This is a genomic window from Streptomyces sp. NPDC048111 (assembly GCF_043202815.1).
Taxonomy (GTDB): domain Bacteria; phylum Actinomycetota; class Actinomycetes; order Streptomycetales; family Streptomycetaceae; genus Streptomyces.
In genome coordinates, this window is sequence record NZ_JBIDBD010000001.1 from 306,342 (window position 1) to 321,948 (window position 15,607).

At 71.7% G+C, this 15,607-nt stretch carries 17 protein-coding genes; 8 read left to right on the plus strand and 9 right to left on the minus strand.

Going from position 1 to position 15,607, the window contains the following annotated elements:
- Window positions 1–156: 156 nt before the first annotated feature.
- Entirely contained in the window at window positions 157–531 is a 375-nt protein-coding gene (locus ACGF3I_RS01400; RefSeq protein WP_393128445.1) for a MarR family transcriptional regulator, read from the minus strand.
- A gap of 135 nt (window positions 532–666) precedes the next feature.
- Between ACGF3I_RS01400 and ACGF3I_RS01405 the strand changes: the two genes are divergently transcribed.
- Entirely contained in the window at window positions 667–1,308 is a 642-nt protein-coding gene (locus tag ACGF3I_RS01405) for an ANTAR domain-containing protein (protein WP_393128446.1), read from the plus strand.
- 22 nt (window positions 1,309–1,330) lie between these two features.
- Here the strand turns inward: ACGF3I_RS01405 and ACGF3I_RS01410 are convergent, their stop codons facing one another.
- The 3 genes from ACGF3I_RS01410 to ACGF3I_RS01420 all read right to left on the minus strand — a co-directional run bounded on the left by ACGF3I_RS01410 (window position 1,331) and on the right by ACGF3I_RS01420 (window position 3,762).
- Window positions 1,331–1,741, minus strand: a complete 411-nt coding sequence (locus ACGF3I_RS01410) for a GntR family transcriptional regulator (protein ID WP_393129086.1) — start codon at window positions 1,739–1,741, stop codon at window positions 1,331–1,333.
- Window positions 1,742–1,834: 93 nt separating this feature from the next.
- Entirely contained in the window at window positions 1,835–2,821 is a 987-nt protein-coding gene (locus ACGF3I_RS01415) for an ABC transporter permease (protein WP_393128447.1), read from the minus strand.
- On the minus strand, window positions 2,818–3,762 hold the full coding sequence (locus tag ACGF3I_RS01420; protein ID WP_393128448.1) for an ABC transporter ATP-binding protein: 945 nt from the start codon (window positions 3,760–3,762) through the stop codon (window positions 2,818–2,820). The genes ACGF3I_RS01415 and ACGF3I_RS01420 overlap by 4 nt, the downstream gene beginning before the upstream one ends.
- A 296-nt stretch (window positions 3,763–4,058) precedes the next feature.
- Here ACGF3I_RS01420 and ACGF3I_RS01425 point away from each other — a divergent pair, with 296 nt between their 5' ends.
- Window positions 4,059–5,909, plus strand: coding sequence for a M1 family aminopeptidase (locus ACGF3I_RS01425; protein ID WP_393128449.1), 1,851 nt, complete (start codon window positions 4,059–4,061; stop codon window positions 5,907–5,909).
- Between the two features lie 31 nt (window positions 5,910–5,940).
- Here the strand turns inward: ACGF3I_RS01425 and ACGF3I_RS01430 are convergent, their stop codons facing one another.
- The 3 genes from ACGF3I_RS01430 to ACGF3I_RS01440 all read right to left on the minus strand — a co-directional run bounded on the left by ACGF3I_RS01430 (window position 5,941) and on the right by ACGF3I_RS01440 (window position 8,276).
- Window positions 5,941–6,774 (minus strand): dienelactone hydrolase family protein, encoded by an 834-nt coding sequence (locus ACGF3I_RS01430; RefSeq protein ID WP_393128450.1) that lies wholly within the window; start codon window positions 6,772–6,774, stop codon window positions 5,941–5,943.
- A gap of 111 nt (window positions 6,775–6,885) precedes the next feature.
- Window positions 6,886–7,389 (minus strand): SRPBCC family protein, encoded by a 504-nt coding sequence (locus ACGF3I_RS01435; protein WP_393128451.1) that lies wholly within the window; start codon window positions 7,387–7,389, stop codon window positions 6,886–6,888.
- Window positions 7,377–8,276, minus strand: coding sequence for an RNA polymerase sigma-70 factor (locus ACGF3I_RS01440; protein ID WP_393128452.1), 900 nt, complete (start codon window positions 8,274–8,276; stop codon window positions 7,377–7,379). Before ACGF3I_RS01440 ends, ACGF3I_RS01435 begins: the two co-directional genes overlap by 13 nt.
- 273 nt (window positions 8,277–8,549) lie before the next feature.
- Here ACGF3I_RS01440 and ACGF3I_RS01445 point away from each other — a divergent pair, with 273 nt between their 5' ends.
- The 3 genes from ACGF3I_RS01445 (at window position 8,550) to ACGF3I_RS01455 (ending at window position 11,513) form a co-directional block, all read left to right on the plus strand.
- Window positions 8,550–8,876, plus strand: coding sequence for a helix-turn-helix transcriptional regulator (locus ACGF3I_RS01445; protein WP_393128453.1), 327 nt, complete (start codon window positions 8,550–8,552; stop codon window positions 8,874–8,876).
- Window positions 8,877–9,034: 158 nt separating this feature from the next.
- Entirely contained in the window at window positions 9,035–11,125 is a 2,091-nt protein-coding gene (locus ACGF3I_RS01450) for a SpoIIE family protein phosphatase (RefSeq protein ID WP_393128454.1), read from the plus strand.
- A 73-nt stretch (window positions 11,126–11,198) separates the two neighbouring features.
- Window positions 11,199–11,513: a hypothetical protein gene (locus ACGF3I_RS01455; protein ID WP_393128455.1), complete on the plus strand. Its 315-nt coding sequence runs from the start codon at window positions 11,199–11,201 to the stop codon at window positions 11,511–11,513.
- Between the two features lie 107 nt (window positions 11,514–11,620).
- On the opposite strand, the gene ACGF3I_RS01460 is transcribed toward ACGF3I_RS01455, so the two are convergent.
- Window positions 11,621–12,286, minus strand: a complete 666-nt coding sequence (locus ACGF3I_RS01460) for a VanZ family protein (protein ID WP_393128456.1) — start codon at window positions 12,284–12,286, stop codon at window positions 11,621–11,623.
- A gap of 357 nt (window positions 12,287–12,643) precedes the next feature.
- Between ACGF3I_RS01460 and ACGF3I_RS01465 the strand changes: the two genes are divergently transcribed.
- Window positions 12,644–13,483, plus strand: coding sequence for a polysaccharide lyase family 7 protein (locus tag ACGF3I_RS01465; protein WP_393128457.1), 840 nt, complete (start codon window positions 12,644–12,646; stop codon window positions 13,481–13,483).
- A 106-nt stretch (window positions 13,484–13,589) separates the two neighbouring features.
- On the opposite strand, the gene ACGF3I_RS01470 is transcribed toward ACGF3I_RS01465, so the two are convergent.
- Complete coding sequence (locus ACGF3I_RS01470; protein WP_393128458.1) at window positions 13,590–14,060, minus strand: Dps family protein; 471 nt, start codon at window positions 14,058–14,060, stop codon at window positions 13,590–13,592.
- 184 nt (window positions 14,061–14,244) lie between these two features.
- Between ACGF3I_RS01470 and ACGF3I_RS01475 the strand changes: the two genes are divergently transcribed.
- Window positions 14,245–14,991, plus strand: coding sequence for a transglutaminase domain-containing protein (locus ACGF3I_RS01475; RefSeq protein ID WP_393128459.1), 747 nt, complete (start codon window positions 14,245–14,247; stop codon window positions 14,989–14,991).
- A gap of 204 nt (window positions 14,992–15,195) precedes the next feature.
- The gene (locus ACGF3I_RS01480; protein ID WP_393128460.1) at window positions 15,196–15,465 is read left to right on the plus strand and encodes a GlsB/YeaQ/YmgE family stress response membrane protein; all 270 of its coding nucleotides are present in this window, start codon (window positions 15,196–15,198) and stop codon (window positions 15,463–15,465) included.
- Window positions 15,466–15,607 lie beyond the last annotated feature (142 nt).

Sequence of the window (15,607 nt, forward strand, 5' to 3'; positions counted from 1 at the left end):
CGTAACCGCATGTGCTCCCCGCCCCTCTCGGTATCCCCACCCTGGCAGGGGAGCATCCTCTCGGCGCGCGGGTCCCACGACCAGCTCGCAACCGGCCAGCGTCACCGCGAGAACCGGCCGCGTCCGGGAGAAGGGCCTTGGGGGCGGCGCCCGGGATCAGCGGTGCGCGTCGACGGCGCGGACGCCGACCGCGCGGACCTCTGCGCCGGGCTCGTCGGTGCGGTGCGCCTCGTCCTGGACCAGGAGGCCGAGCAGGGCCGCGACGGTCAGACCGGCCTCCGCCTCGGCGGGGTGACGCAGGACCTTGGCGGGCTCGATCCGGTAGGTGTTGCCGCGCCCTTCCCGGGCGTGCGAGAGGAAGCCGCTCTGCTCCAGATCGGCGATGATCTTCTGGACGGCTCTCTCCGTGAGTCTGCAGTGGGCCGCGATGTCACGAATCCGCGCATTCTGATCGTCGGCGATGGTCGCCAGCACGCGTGCGTGATTGGTGATGAACGTCCAGCCTGTATGCGGTTCCGGCACTCCACCCATGGACGAATCGTAGGCCCGCCGGTTCGCGCCGCCCAACACCCGAACCTGGCTTCATGTATCACTTGACGTGTGTCGGGTGGGGGCGGGACTCTGGTCGGCGAGAAATTCCGCGGTGCGCACGGGGAGGAGGACGCCATGCCGCACTGTGAGTGGGACGGGGCCGGTCAGGCCGGCGCGTGCACCAGGCTGGCCGAATTCACCGGCACGCACCAGCTGTCCGGTCTCACCGTCTTCAGCCGCCCCGACGGCGACCGCACGGTCGTCAGCGTCTGCGGCGAATTCGACGTCGCCACCGGGCAGGCGGTGCGAGATCCCTCGGTTCCGCGCCCCTCCGCCACGGACGATGCGGCCCAACCGGGCCTCGACGGCGTGGAGTTGTCCGACCGTTCCGCCGTCAACCTGCTCGTGATCGTCAAGGAGACCGCCCTCGACTCCGGCGACCGGGCCGCGGATCTCGACGAGGCCCTGGTCTCCGTCCTCGTGGACGACGACCCTCCGACCGTCCGCGACACCCAGCGCCTCGAACTGCAGCAGCTGCGGCGCGCGATGCGGAGCAGGGGGACCATCGACATGGCACGCGGCATCCTGATGGCGGCCTTCGGCCTGTCCCCCGACGCGGCGTGGGAGGTACTGGTGTCCACCTCGCAGCACACCAACACCAAACTGCGCCGCCTGGCCGAGCAGGTGGTGGCTTCGGCCGGCGGCACCCCGCTGCCCGATGCGGTGCGCAAGCACCTGTCCACGGCCGTGGCCGGACTGAGCGGCCCGGGGAAGTAGTCGGGGCCCGTGCGGCGGCGGCTCAGTTCGAGGTCGCGGGGCCGGCGGCCCGTACCGCGTAGGTGTGGGTGCGGACCGTGTCGAACAGTGCGGCGACCTCCTGCTCGGTGAGGCCCAGGGCGGCGGCCTCCCGCATCCACTCGGCGAGCCGGGCCCTCAGGGGCGAGTCCGGCTCGTCCTGCGGCGCGGCCAGGGAGCGCGTGATGAACGTTCCCGCGCCCTGGCGCACCTCGACGAGCCCCGACCGCTCCAGTTCGCGGTACGCCTTGAGGGTCGTGTTGGGGTTGACCTTGGTGTCGGCGGCGACCTGCGCGGCCGTGGGAAGCCGGTCGCCCTCCCTCAACGCCCCCATCCGCAGGGCCTGTTCCACCTGCTGGACGATCTGGAGGTAGGCGGGCACGCCGGTGCGCCGTTCTATCCGGAACACGACCATCGCGCCCACCCCCTCTCCTTCGTCCACTTCGTGCTCGCGCGACCGGCGCCCGGCCCGGCCCGCGCGTCAGGATCTTACGTACTGACCGATGAGCTACAGCGCCTGCCGCCCGGCCCGCCATACGATCAGGGCCAGCAGGAGGACGGTGGCGGCGGTGAACAGCCCGGCCGCGGTCCACTGGAGCCCCGCCATCTGGTCGTCACCGAAGTAGTCCCGCACGTCGTTGACGATCCCCAGCCTGGCCCGGCAGGCCTCCGGTACCGCGTCGTTCACGCAGGTTCCCCAGCCGTAGACCTTGCCGGACGCGGTGCCGACCCACTGGTCGACCTCGACCCCGTGACCGAGGACGGCCGGCCGGGCCCCGTCGAACGGGAAGGCCACCCGGCGCGGGGTGCCGAGCCGGGGCCTGAGGTAGTCGAAGACATAGAACGTGACCCCGGACCCCACCAGGGTCAGCGCCATCGCGGCCACCGCCCGTCGCACCAGCAGGCCGATGGCGATGCCGAGGCAGGTCGTGAACAGGGTGAGCGCGGTCAGCACCGGCCACGAGGAGCCGAAGACCGTGTCGTCGAGCCAGGTGCTGGAGAGCACGCCGCGGCCGGCCCGCCACCACCGGGCGAGGAGCGCTCCGAGCGTGCCGGTGGTCAGCACGACGAGGACGAAGGTGAAGCCCAACTTCCAGAGCAGCCAGCGCAGTCGGGGCACGGACTGGGTGACGGCGAGACGGGCCGTCCCCTGCTCCAGGTCGGCGGCGATGAGCGGCGCGCCGACGAACACGCCGAACAGCAGCGGAAGGTAGCCGACGTACTGGGCGACGTCACTGAAGGACCTGTCGAGGCGCTGGACCGTGAGGCCGTCCAGCCGGTCGGCGGACTTCGCGGGCCACCCGGCGCCGTGCAGGGTGTCCAGCATCACGCTGCGCTCGTGGCTGATCCAGAGGGCGCCGATGACGGTCGCCGCCAGGCAGACGACGAGGACGGCCCGATGCTGACGCACCATCAGCCAAGCCGGTCCGCGCAGCCTGCGGCGGCGGGTGTACGAGCCGTTCTGCGGTGCGGGGGTGCGGGTGAGGGTGCTCATGCCGCGCGCTCCTCTCGGTGGCCGGGTACGGCGGTCGGGGAGAGCAGCGCCGGGGCCTCCGGGTGGCGCAGATATCCGAGCAGCACCTCCTCCAGGCTGGGGTCGGCGAGCTGCCACGCCGGGTCGAGCGCTCCCTCGTGGCGGACCAGAGCGGTGAACTGGCGTCCCGAGGTACGGGCGTCGATCACCGTGTGCGCGGCGAGCGCGTCCGGCAGCTTCCCGTCCGCGGCGATCCCGGTCACCACCGTGTGCAGCGGCACCAGTTCATCGGTGTCCCCGGCCATGCGGACCCTTCCGTCGGCCATCACGAGCAGGAAGTCGCACATGTGCTCCAGCTCGGAGAGCATGTGGGACGACATCAGGACGGTGGTGCCGCGCTCGGCCACCTCCGACATGAGCAGGGAGCCGATCTCGTCCCGGGCGAGCGGGTCGAGGTCGGACATGGGTTCGTCCAGGAGCAGCAGGTCGGGCCGCTTGCCGAAGGCGAGCGCGAACGCCACACGGGTGCGCTGGCCGCCGGAGAGGCTGCCGATCCTGGCATCAGGGGCCAACTGGCCTTCGCGCACGATGCGTTCGGCCGCCTCCTGGTCCCAGCCCGGGTTGAGTTCCTGGCCCATGCGCAGGCACTCCGCCACGGTGAACCGCTTGAACAGCGGCTTGTCCTGGCCGAGATAGGCATAGCGGGGCATCGCCGACACGTCACCGACCGGCTGCCCGAAGATCCTCAGCTCCCCACGGGTCGGCCGCACGAGCCGGGCCGCGATCCCCAACAGGGTGCTCTTCCCCGCCCCGTTGGGCCCGACGAGGCCGCAGACGCGACCGGCCGGAATCCGGAAGGTCTCCTCGCGCAGCGCCCACTCCCGGCGGTATCTCTTGCCCAGACCGTACGCCTCCAGGGCCCACCGGCCGTGACCTCCACCCGAGATGGCCGTGCCGCTCATGCTCCCCCTCCCGCCCGATTCCACTAGTCAACTAGTGGAATCATGGTCTGGTCGACGCGAGCCTGTCAATCCCGGCCCGGGCACGGAAGGCCGCCGCATTTCTCTTGGCATGACCTGGTCATACCTGCCAAGCTGCCTCCCGGTTGTCGGCCTGAGCCCAGGAAGACACCGCTTCACGTCTCACCTCAGCGATCGTGCGCGTGCCGCACACCGACCGCGGCGGCCCTCGGGCGCACCCAAGCCGGAGAGCCGCCACCGAGCAGGCCGTCACCCCGGCCGCCTCAAAGGAGTTCCGTGTGAGATCGACCCCCCACAAGTCCGCCGCGCTGGCCGTCTGCGCCGTCGCCGCGCTGGCCGCCGCCTCTCTTCCCGCCGCCTCGGCGTCGGCCGCGGCCCCCCGGGCCGCAGCCTGCTCCCCGGCCCAGGTGGTCGCCAACGGCGGCTTCGAGAGCGGCACTTCGCCCTGGACCCAGTCGTCCACGAGCGTGATCACCAGCCGCACCGGCGAGAGCGCCCACGGCGGGTCCTCCTTCGCCTGGCTCGACGGTGTCGGCCGCACCCACACCGACACCCTCTCCCAGAGCGTCGCCATCCCCTCGGGGTGCAGCACCGCGACCCTCACGTACTGGCTGCACATCGACACCACCGAGACGACCACGTCGACCGCCTACGACAAGCTGACCGCGAAGCTGGGCAGCACGACGCTGGCGACGTACTCGAACCTCGACAAGAACACCGGCTACGTCCAGAAGACGGTCGACGTGTCCGGCTTCGCGGGCCAGACCGTGAACCTCGCCTTCACCGGCACGGAGGACTCCAGCCTCAAGACCAGCTTCGTCCTCGACGACATCGCCCTCAACACCTCCGGCGGCACCACCCCGCCCGCCGACTCCACCCGCACCCCGGCGGCGCCGGCCTACACCGTCAGTCTCACCAGCAACACCAGCGGCACCGGCTGGACCGGACACGAGAGCGCCACGTTCACCAACGCCTCGTCCACCCCGCTCAGTGAGGTGTACCTGCGGCTGTGGGACAACTACCACGGCACCTGCTCGGCCATGCCGATCACGGTCAGCAACGTCACCGGCGGCACCGCGGGCGCCCTGTCGGTCGGCTGCACAGCCCTCAAGATCGACCTGCCGTCGCCGCTGCCGCAGGGGCAGAGCGCGTCCATCGGCTTCGACCTGGGCATCAGCGTGCCGGACGGCGCCGACCGCTTCGGAGCGGACGGGGCGTTCAACAACATCGGCAACGCGCTGCCCGTCCTGGCGGTCCGCGACGCGGCGGGCTGGCACCTGGACCCGTACACCAACAACGGTGAATCCTTCTACTCACTGGCCGCCGACTTCAAGGTGACGCTCGACCACCCCACGAGCCTGCTGGTCCCGGCGACCGGAACCTCGGTCGACACCCCCGGAACGAGCGGTCGCACCCTCACCACGGCGACCGCCTCCAAGGTCCGTGACTTCGCCTGGGCGGCCGGCCCGTTCAGCAAGATCTCCGGCACCTCACCGGCCGGCACCGCCATCAACATCTACTCCGTCTCGGGCATCAGCTCCTCCAGCGCCCAGTCCATGCTGACCACCGCCAAGTCCGCCGTGGACGCCCACGCCGCCCGCTTCGGGGCCTACCCGTACGGCGAGCTGGACGCGGTGATCGACAACAACTACTGGTTCGGCGGCATGGAATACCCGGGCTTCGTGCTCGACCTGGTCTCCACCACGGCGCTCACCCACGAGATCGGCCACCAGTGGTGGTACGGCATCGTCGGCGACGACGAGTACAACAACCCGTGGCTGGACGAGTCGTTCGCCGACTACTCCACCGACCTCGCCCTCGGTCAGACCGGCACCAACTGCTGGAACAGCGTCTCGTGGGCCTCGTCCAGCGAGAAGATCACCAACTCGATGGCCTACTGGGACGCCCACTCCTCGCGGTACTCCACGGTCGTCTACGGCTACGGCAAGTGCGCCCTGCACGATCTGCGCCGGGTGCTCGGTGACAGCGTGATGGCCAAGTTGCTGAAGGACTACGCCACTTCACACTGGTTCGGCGTCTCGACCACCGCCGAATTCAAGGCGGCCGCCCAGGCGGCCACGTCCACGGACCTGACCTCGTTCTGGACCCAGCACCGCATCGACGGCTGACCCGTCGAACGTGCCGGGCCGCCACGGTTCCTCAACCGGGCCGGCCCGGCTCGCTCAGGCGCTCGGCCAGGAAGGCGAGGATCTCGTCGCGGGCCCCGAGCGTGGGGTGTCCCTCCTCGTCGACGAGATGGGCGGTGACCACGCTGTGGGGCGTGCCGACCACCTCGCGGAAGAAGGGCGGCGGATTGCGGTTGGCGACGGAGGAGGACAGGGTCCGGCCGTCGAACGCGTCGCCGAGCAGGTTCCGGTACGCGGCGAAGCGCCGGCCGCTGCACCAGCGGTCCCCCTGGAAGCGGTAGGCGAGCACCGTCAGACCGTCGCGGACGATCCGCTCGCGCAGCGCCCGCGCGTCGTCCTCGCCGAGCTCAAGACCGCCGGGATCGTCCAGGGGCAGCGACGGCTGGCCGAGCACCGGCGCGATCACGGCCGGCTCCAGCGCCATGGTGAGGGCGAAGTTGCCCGTGAAGCACAGGCCGATCACGCCGACGCCGGGGCCACCGCACTCGGCGTGCGCCTGCCGGGCGAGGCCGCGCAGCCAGATCGTGACCGGGCTCGTACCACCACCGGCGAACGCGCGGAACTCCGCGCTGACACAGGCGCGGCGCACCACGTCCTGGCCGGCCTCGACGGTGGGGTGGGCGCCGTCCACCCCGAACAGCGAGGGGACGTGGACGGTGAAGCCCGCGTCCCGCACCCAGCGCGCCAGACGCAGGACGTCGGGAGAGATCCCGGGCATCTCCGGCATGACCACGACGGCCGGGCCCGAACCGGCGACATGAACGGTCTTGGTCAGCCCGTCGATGTCCACGAGCCGGTGGGTGAAGTCCGTGAGGGGGTCGTCGAGGGGTCCGATGTCGGTGCTCATGGCGCAAGCGTGGACCAGGCGGCACGGTCGGACGACGGGCCGGATCGCCACTTCCGGGGGCGATCTCGCCAGGGCGGTCGCCATGCGCTTTTCAGGCTGGCCCTCAGCCTTTCAGGCACGGCCCTCGGGCCGCGACTCCTGACGGCTCCTCAACCCGCTTGCATCATGCGGCTGTTGGACCAGCGCGGCCTCGGCCGCGGCCAGGATGCTGTCGAAGGAGCGGGTGATCATGGGCTTCACCAGGACGCGCGTGAGCACCGGTCCGAGCAGCGGAAGCGCCATCTCGGCGCGCGTGGTCCAGCGCACCAGGGTCCCCCCGTCGACCTCGCTGAAGGTCATGGCGCCGAACTCGTGGCGCGACGGCGGCACGCTCCGCTCGACCACGTACTCCGTGGTGTACGGCGCCTCGTAGCGGGTGATGCGCTCCCTGAGCCAGCCGATCATCCACAGGTGGCTGCGGACCGCGCCCACCCCGTAGGGGGCCGTCTCGCCGCGGCGGGTCAGGCGGCAGCGGAGGACGAGGGGCGAGCGGGTGTAGTTGGTGGTGGTCGTCAGCCAGCTGAAGACGTCGCCGATGGGGGCGGCGATGACGCGCTCGGACGTCATGGTTTCCATGGCGGGAACACTCCTCGGTCGAGTGGGTGCACCGTGTCCGCACGGTGCAGCTTGTCGGGGTTGCGCATGGCGTAGAGACCGGTGATGCGCCCGTCGTCGATCTCGAAGGCGACGAGCCAGTCGAGTTCGCCGTCGGTGAGGAACCGGGCCGCGGGCATGCCGTTGTACGTGGCCTGCTCGATCCGGGTCTTCTCGGTGATGCTCGTGCGGGCCACGCCCAGGACGAACGCGGCCACCTCGGCGCTGCCGGTCACCGGGCGGCGCGCGGCGGACACCTTGCCCCCGCCGTCCGCGATCTGGACCACGTCGGGTGCCATGAGGTCCATCAGCGCCTGGATCTCGCCCGTCGACGTCGCCAGCAGGAAGCGCCGCACGATGTCGCGGGTGGCCGCGGAGTCCGGCTCGTAGCGACGGCGCCGGGCCTGGACGTGCCGGCGCGCCCGGTGGGCGATCTGACGGACCGCCACCTCCGTTCTGCCGACCGAGGCGGCGACCTCGCCGTGGCTGTAGCCGAACACGTCGTGCAGCACGAACACCGCGCGCTCGGTGGGGTTCAGGGTCTCCAGGACCAGCATCAGGGCCATCGACACCGACTCGGCGAGGATCGCGTCCTCGCTCACCGCGGGCCCGGTGCGGATCGGTTCGGGCAGCCAGGTGCCGATGTACTCCTCGCGCCGCGCCCGGACCGCGCGCAGGTGGTTCAGGGCCTGCCGGGTCACCACGCGCACCAGGTACGCCCGGGGGTGCTCGACCCCGGCCGCGTCGACCGCGCTCCAGCGCAGATAGCTCTCCTGGAGCACGTCCTCGGCGTCGGCCGCGCTGCCCAGCATCTCGTAGGCGATGGTGAACAACAGCGCGCGGTGTTCGGTGAAGGCGTCCTGCGTCATGGCCGCCTCCGTCCGCCCGCGTACTTCGGCCATCCCATCCGCTCGTCTCCTCTGCTGCCCGTTCGTACCCTGCCCAGCGGTCCAGGCATGCCCATCGAGACACCCAGGACCCGCGGAACGTGACAGCGCACGGGTGTGATTCGCTTCACAGGGCCGGGTGGAAGTGGTGTCGTGGACGTCGCGGAGGGGAGTACGAACGGACGCACGACAGGGTTTTCACGAAATGCGATGCCCCTGATTGTTTGCGCGAATGCCACGTCCTACCCTGTGGGCATGGGTGCCGTACCTGAACCACACGCCGGATGGACGTTCCTCACCAACCATGCCCGGGTGCTGGCTGCCATCGCCGACGACCCCTCGACGCGGATACGCGACATCGCGGCGCACTGCAGACTCACCGAGCGGGCCGTCCAGCGGATCATCTCCGACCTGGAGGAGGAGGGATACCTTTCCCACACCCGCCAGGGCCGCTCCAACACGTACCGCATCGAGCCCGGCAGTCCCCTGCGCCACCCGGCCGAGGCCGGACTGACCGTCGCCACCCTTCTGGCGGTCCTCGCCCAGCACGACGAGGAACGCGGGAACCAGCCCCAGCACTGAGCGCGCCCCCTGCGCCGGCCGGTCCGGCGCGCCCCCGTCACTCACGGTGCTCACCCGCATCTCTTGCGGCGTCTGGTCTGCCGATCGCGCCGGGCGGGGAGAAGATGGTGAAGGCGCTGGGACACGTGTGAGGCAGTCGGGCGGACGAAGGGATGGCGATGAACGCATCCGAGGTGTCCGGGGAGGGGCTCGACCTCGTGCGCGTCGCCGCGTCCGAGCCGGGCGGGCTCCTCGACGTCCTGGGCGTCGCCGCGATCGTCCTCGACGAAGCCGGCCGGATCACCCTGTGGAGCCCGCAGGCCCAGGAGCTGTTCGGCTGGGACGCCGAGGAGGCCCTCGGCCGGATGGCCGTGAAGCTGCTGGTCTCCGAGGAGCGCCGCCCCCTGGTCCTCGATCTGTTCGCCCAGGTGATGAGCGGCGGCGGAGCCTGGGCGGGTGTCTTCCCGATCCGGCACAAGGACGGCCGCACCCGGATAGTGGAGTTCCGCAACATGCGGCTCCAGGACGAGAACGGCGGCCTGTACGCGCTCGGCATCGCCACCGACGAGCCGACCCTGCGCGCCGTGGAGCGCGACCTCGCGCTGTCGGTGCGCCTCGTGTCGCAGTCCCCGATCGGTCTCGCCGTGCTCGACACCGAGCTGCGGTACGTCCTGGTCAACCCCACCCTCGCCCGGATCAACGGCGTCACGCCCGCCGAGCACATCGGACGTTCGGTGCACGAGGCCCTGCCCTTCCTCGACTCCTCGGTGATCGCGGCCTCGATGCGGCGCGTCCTGGAGACCGGCGTACCGCTCCTGGACCAGACGGCCATCGGCCGCACTCCGGCCGACCCCGCGACCGAGCACGCGTGGAACGTGTCGTACTACCGCCTGGAGGACCCGGCCGGGCGGGTGCTCGGCGTCGCGACGTCGGTGGTGGACGTCAGCGAGCAGTACCACGCGGCGAACGAGGCGGCGGAGGCCCGCAGACGGCTCGACCTGATCGCCCGGGCGTCGGTGCGCATCGGCACCACGCTCGACCTGAACCGCACCGCTCACGAGCTGGCCGACCTCGTCGTCACCGATTTGGCCGACGTCGCCGCGGTCGACCTCCTGGACTCGGTCCTGGACGGCAGGGCCCCGGTCGAGGACCCCGCGGCCGGCCCCGTCGCCATCCGTGCCCTGGCCGTCGCCGCGGCCTACCCCACCGGTGCGCTCCAGGCGGCCGACCCGCCGGGCAACATCGCCAAGTACAGCGCCGACCGCCTGGTCACCCGGTGCGTCACCACCGGCCGACCGGTTCTGATCAGCCGTGTCGAAGCGGGCGATCTGGCGAACATCGCCCGTGACGAGGAGGCCGCCGCCCTGCTCGCGGGCGCGGGCCTGCACTCCTATCTGGCGGTACCGCTGATCGCGCGCGGCGAGGTCCTGGGGGCCCTCGACCTCAAACGGGCCCGCAATCCGCAGCCGTTCACGCACGACGACGCCGTGCTCGCGCTCGAACTCGCGACCCGGGCCGCCGTGTGCATCGACAACGCGCGCTGGTTCCAGCAGCAGCGCCACGCCGCCCTCGCCCTGCAACGCCATCTGCTCCCGCGCCAGCCGCCCCAGCCCACGGGGCTGGACGTCGCCTACCGCTACCAGCCCGCCGCCGCGATCGGCGAGGCCGGGGGCGACTGGTTCGACGCCATCCCGGTGGCCGGCGACAAGACCGCCCTCGTGGTGGGCGACGTGATGGGCCACGGCATCAACGCGGCGGCGACGATGGGTCAGTTGCGCACCGCGACCCGCACCCTCGCGGGGCTCGACCTCGACCCCGCCGATGTGCTGCAGCACCTCGACCGGATCACCGCCGAGCTGGAGGAGATCACGGCGACCTGCGTCTACGCCGTGTACGACCCGCACCGCATGACCTGCCGCATCGCCCTCGCGGGGCACCTGCCGCCGATCTGGGACCGCCCCGGCCGTGCCCCGCGCTTCCTGCACCTGCCGACCGGGGCCCCGCTCGGCGTGGGCGGCGTCCCCTTCCGCGCGACCACGGTCGAGTGCGCGCCGGGCGACCGTCTCGTGCTGTACACCGACGGGCTGGTCGAGACGCGGGACCAGCCGATCGACGACCGGTTGCGCGCACTGCTCGACGCCCTCACCCACCACCGGCTCCCTCTGGAGGCCACCTGCGACCGGCTCCTGGCGGCGCTGCCCCCGCCGCAGGGGCACGACGACATCGCGCTCCTGATCGCCCAGGTCGCGCCGTCCCCCGGAGCGGCCTGACGGAGGGTCACCGCGCCCCGTTCGCCGTACCCCGGGGTGTACGAAGCGGGCCGACGGGGCACCCGGTAGCTCTATGACCACCTATGTCGTAACGATCCCCGGAACCCTGCTCGCGGAGCGCACCGAGGAGACCATCAAGACCCTCGAACGCGCCCTGCGTCCCGCAGACCCGCGCGGCACCCGGCTGGGCGAGGAGGAGCATCTGGAGATGCTCAGCTTCTACAGCGGCTCCTCGGCCTTCAGCGTCCGCCTCGAAGTGGAGGCCGACGACACCGAGACCGCCGAGCAGCAGGCCCGCCGCACGGTCTCCGAGGCCCTGCGTACGGCGGGTTACTCGCAGGACCAGGCACCGCTGGGCGACGCGGTCATCACCGGCATCACCGAGTGAGGTCGGTCCAGCCGACACGACGGATACGCATCAGCAACCGCCCGGTCAACTTTCCCATTCCAGCGGGGAGTTGACCGGGCATCAGTCGTTCGGCGGATGCGGGAGGTTCACCTGACCGGCCTGCGCATCGCCCTCAGGACCGCGGGCAGGCGCGACTTCGCCGTCGGGGCGGTCACGCCGGGGGTCCCCGCCACGGGTGAGCCTTCCAGCCCCGGCCGATCCGGTTCCGGCCGATCCGGTTCCGTCCCCGGCGCCCCGGGGGTGCCCGAGGCGGCGCGGCGCTGCCACCAGTGGTGGCGCCGGGGATGCAGGGCGCGGCCGAGGCGGCGGCCGAGCAGCAGGTAACCGGCGAACGCCCCAAGGGAGTTGAGGATGACGTCGTCGATGTCGAAGGCCCGTCCGGTGACCAGGGCCCCCTGGGCGGCCTCGACGGTGAGCATCACGAACGCCGTCATGAGCACCACCCGCACCACGCCCCGCGTGCGCGGGAAGAGCACGGGAAGCAGCACGCCGAACGGCATGCCCAGGACCACATTGCCGCCGACCTGCTTGACCGCGTCCCGCCAGTCGGGCTGGGCCAGATAGGCGCGGATGGAGTCGCCCGGGTGCAGATTGGTGTGGGTCAGCCGGACGGACGCGGGTGAGGGAACCAGGGTGGCCCTGGCCAGCACGACCGCGAAGGCCACCATGCAGATGAATCCGGCGATCACCACGGCGGCGCGCGCCGCCAGCGCCGGCCAGGTACGGCGTTGAAGCCGAGGTTCTGATGCCATGCCATCCCGGATACCCTCTGCGCCTTCGCGCACGCCCTCGTCCGGGGCCGCGCAGAGCCGGTCCTTGCTGCCGCCCCGTCGACCTCCGGGGCCGGGGGCCTCCGGCGAAGGCCGCCCAACGCGCGGCGCCCGCCGACCAGTTCGGGTACGGACGGCCCGGGGATCGGGCGTACGCATCCCTTGACGCGCCCGGGGTGGAGCTCTACGGTTTCCCCGTTCACATCCGGGCATGTCGTTCAACATACGGAACGAAGTGAGCGAACGGGCCCTCCGCGCACCAGGAGAGGGACCACTCGGCTTGTCGGCCCCCTTCGAGCCACCCCCCACCCCCTTTGACCCCCACGCGAAGGTCACGCCATGCGCATACGCCCCCTGCTCCTGCCCCTCGCCACCACCGCCGCCGTCCTCGGCACCCTGGCGCTCGCGGCGCCCGCGTCCTCAACTGCGCCCTCTCCCACCGGACTTGCCGTCCACAGCGAGAGCGTCCTCGGTGCCGCCGGCCCGGCGGCGAACCCGTCGGTGGCGCCCGGAGGCAACTTCGACCTGTCGGTGTGGGAACTCCAGGAGCCGGTGGGCTCCCCCGGCTCGCCGACCACGATCTCCTCGTCCCGGCTCCAGGGGGCGAACGGCTTCCAGGACGCGTACTTCTACACGGACGGCCGTGACGGCGCGATGACGTTCTGGGCGCCCGAAAAGGGCGTCACCACGCCCAACTCCCACTACGCCCGCTCCGAGCTGCGCGAGATGAACCGCGACGGCAGCCACGCGAACTGGGCGCTCGCCGGCAGCCACCGGCTGAACGCGACGCTGCGCGTGGTGTCGGTGACGTCCAACGTCTGCGTCGGCCAGATCCACCTCGGCTCCGGGGGCTCCTCCACGAAGCCGCTCGTGGAGCTGTACTACCGCGCCAACGGCGACATCGTGCTCGGCACCGAGAACTCGCCGTCGGGCGGCCAGACGCTCCACACGGTGGGCCATGTGGCCGTCGGCAAGACGTGGAGCTACACCATCGGCGTCTCGGAGGGCCACACGATCGACATGACGGTCAACGGGAGCACGACCCACTACGCGATCCCGTCCTCCTTCAACGGCTACCGCCAGTACTTCAAGGCCGGCTCCTACAACCAGTCGTCCTCCAGCAGCACCACGAACGGCGCACGCGTCGCGTTCTATCAGCTCGGCGTCGCGCACAGCTGACGGACCGGGAGCCCAGCGGGCTGAACAACGGGCGACACCTGCACCCATGCGGAGGGGGCGCCGGATCTCCGGCGCCCCCTCCCTCCCGTTCCAGTCCCAGCTCCGGCTAGCCGTTCTCGGCCTGGAACATCCAGGCGTGCTTCTCCAGCTCCCCGGTCACCGTGATGAGCAGGTCCTGGCTCACCGGGTCCGGGTCGGCCGTGTCCGCGATCCGCTCCCGCATCCGCTCGATGATCCTGCCGAGCGCGGTGACCAGTACCTGTACGGCGTCGGTGTCCTTGATCCAGCCCTCCGGCACGGTGCCGATCGCGGTGGCTCCGGCCAGCGTGGCGGCCCGACCGTCCGGGTTCACCCCCAGCGCGGAGGCCCGCTCGGCCACCGTGTCGGAGTGCTGGCGCGCGGTGGCCACCACATCGTCGAGCTGGAGGTGGACGGAGCGGAACCGCGGGCCCACCACGTTCCAGTGGACCTGCTTGGCGACCAGGGACAGATCCACCAGGTCGACGAGCGCACCCTTCAGCGCCGGCCCGACCACCTTCAGGTCCGCCTCGGACAGGGACCCCTTCACACCAGACACCGCGTCTCCCTTTCACCGGTCTTCCGTCGATCGATGCGTATCGATCTCGCTACACCGCGTTCCTCGCACAGCGCACCCCAAACCCGGACGCACGCCCCCACTGCCACCCGGGCCCGGTCCGGCCCGCGCGCGGTCCGCACCCCGCCGCGAGAGCCGCCCGCGCCCCCCTGCACAATCGCTGCCCATGACGAGTTCCCTGCTCACACCCTGCCGGCGCGGCGCCACGACCGGCGGTTCGCCCGCCGCCACGGGAGGCGTCGGGCCCACCCCGATCCTCGACCGGGACCACCCCCGCGTGACGGCCTTCGTCCGCGAGGTGACGGCGGGGCGGGCGCCGGACGACGGCGAGCTGCTGCGCACGGCCCACGCGCTGATCGCACGGACCGTGCGGCCGGTGTACTCGCTGGCCGACCGGCGGCCCGTGTCGGAGGTCCTCCGCCGCGGCCGGGGGTCGTGCAGCCAGCGCCTCTCCGTCCTGGAGGCCGTCGCGCGCTCCTGCGGCATCGCGACCCGGGTACGCGGACTGCTGGTCGACGGCGCGTTCTGGTATCCGCGGTTTCCCCGGCTGACGATGCTGGTGCCGGACCGGGTGGTTCTGGCCTGGCCGGAGTTCAGGCTGGACGGGGCGTGGGTGGCGGCGTCCGCGCTGTTCGGGGAGGTCCCGGCGGCGACCGGGTACACCAACGCGGGCCCGGAGACGCTCTTCGACGCCCTGTCGCGCGGGGCGGTGGACTGGGACGGGCCCGTCGGCTGCCCCGGCACCGGCTCGTCCTGCGACCTCTCGGCGCGGGTGCTCGCGGATCTGGGCCACTACGACTCGCGCGACGCCCTGTTCACCGCCCAGGGACAGACGCTGTGCCTCCCGGCCCGGGTGCTGGGTGAGCCGGTGCTGGGGCGGTGGCCGGCGGGCGGCGGCGTCCGGGGCCGCTGAGCGGCGGGGCACGGCCGAGGGGTCCGTGCCCCCACGGGCCCGGCCGTGCCCCCACACTGCCGCGCACTCCAATGGACGACGTGACTGGCATAGGGGTTCCACCCCTGGGCACCCTTCCTGCAAGGCCATCGGCCGCTCGGAACAGCTGACCACCAGCACCGCGTCGTGATGGCGCGGGCACCTCGACGTTGGGACGGACACACCATGGGCATCATCGCCTGGATCCTCATCGGCCTGCTCGCGGGCGCCATCGCCAAGGCCATCATGCCGGGCAGGGACCCGGGCGGCTGCCTCGTCACCATGCTGATCGGCATCGTGGGCGGCCTCCTCGGCGGATGGCTGGGCAAGGTCATCTTCCACGTCCACTCCATCAACGGCTTCTTCCACCTGTCGACGTGGATCGCCGCGATCGTGGGCTCGATCATCGTGCTGCTCATCTACCGGCTCGTCATCGGAAACCGCAGCCGCAACTGACCGGCGGGCCGTCACCGAGGACGGCACATCCGGCGGGCGCCCCACAGCGCCCCGCCCTCCGCGTGGGCCCGGGCCCATCCATGCAGCCACCTCGTGCATGGGTGCCGTCCCGGGCCCGCGGCGTGCCGGCACACTCCACCCC

Excerpts from the sequence above, each read along its gene's own strand:
- ACGF3I_RS01460 (WP_393128456.1), bottom strand. The coding sequence starts at position 12,286 with ATGGCATCAGAACCTCGGCTTCAACGCCGTACCTGGCCGGCGCTGGCG.
- ACGF3I_RS01405 (WP_393128446.1), top strand. The coding sequence starts at position 667 with ATGCCGCACTGTGAGTGGGACGGGGCCGGTCAGGCCGGCGCGTGCACC.
- ACGF3I_RS01450 (WP_393128454.1), top strand. The coding sequence starts at position 9,035 with ATGAACGCATCCGAGGTGTCCGGGGAGGGGCTCGACCTCGTGCGCGTC.
- ACGF3I_RS01400 (WP_393128445.1), bottom strand. The coding sequence starts at position 531 with ATGGGTGGAGTGCCGGAACCGCATACAGGCTGGACGTTCATCACCAAT.
- ACGF3I_RS01475 (WP_393128459.1), top strand. The coding sequence starts at position 14,245 with ATGACGAGTTCCCTGCTCACACCCTGCCGGCGCGGCGCCACGACCGGC.
- ACGF3I_RS01435 (WP_393128451.1), bottom strand. The coding sequence starts at position 7,389 with ATGGAAACCATGACGTCCGAGCGCGTCATCGCCGCCCCCATCGGCGAC.
- ACGF3I_RS01410 (WP_393129086.1), bottom strand. The coding sequence starts at position 1,741 with ATGGTCGTGTTCCGGATAGAACGGCGCACCGGCGTGCCCGCCTACCTC.
- ACGF3I_RS01415 (WP_393128447.1), bottom strand. The coding sequence starts at position 2,821 with ATGAGCACCCTCACCCGCACCCCCGCACCGCAGAACGGCTCGTACACC.
- ACGF3I_RS01455 (WP_393128455.1), top strand. The coding sequence starts at position 11,199 with ATGACCACCTATGTCGTAACGATCCCCGGAACCCTGCTCGCGGAGCGC.
- ACGF3I_RS01420 (WP_393128448.1), bottom strand. The coding sequence starts at position 3,762 with ATGAGCGGCACGGCCATCTCGGGTGGAGGTCACGGCCGGTGGGCCCTG.
- ACGF3I_RS01480 (WP_393128460.1), top strand. The coding sequence starts at position 15,196 with ATGGGCATCATCGCCTGGATCCTCATCGGCCTGCTCGCGGGCGCCATC.
- ACGF3I_RS01445 (WP_393128453.1), top strand. The coding sequence starts at position 8,550 with ATGGGTGCCGTACCTGAACCACACGCCGGATGGACGTTCCTCACCAAC.
- ACGF3I_RS01440 (WP_393128452.1), bottom strand. The coding sequence starts at position 8,276 with ATGACGCAGGACGCCTTCACCGAACACCGCGCGCTGTTGTTCACCATC.
- ACGF3I_RS01430 (WP_393128450.1), bottom strand. The coding sequence starts at position 6,774 with ATGAGCACCGACATCGGACCCCTCGACGACCCCCTCACGGACTTCACC.
- ACGF3I_RS01465 (WP_393128457.1), top strand. The coding sequence starts at position 12,644 with ATGCGCATACGCCCCCTGCTCCTGCCCCTCGCCACCACCGCCGCCGTC.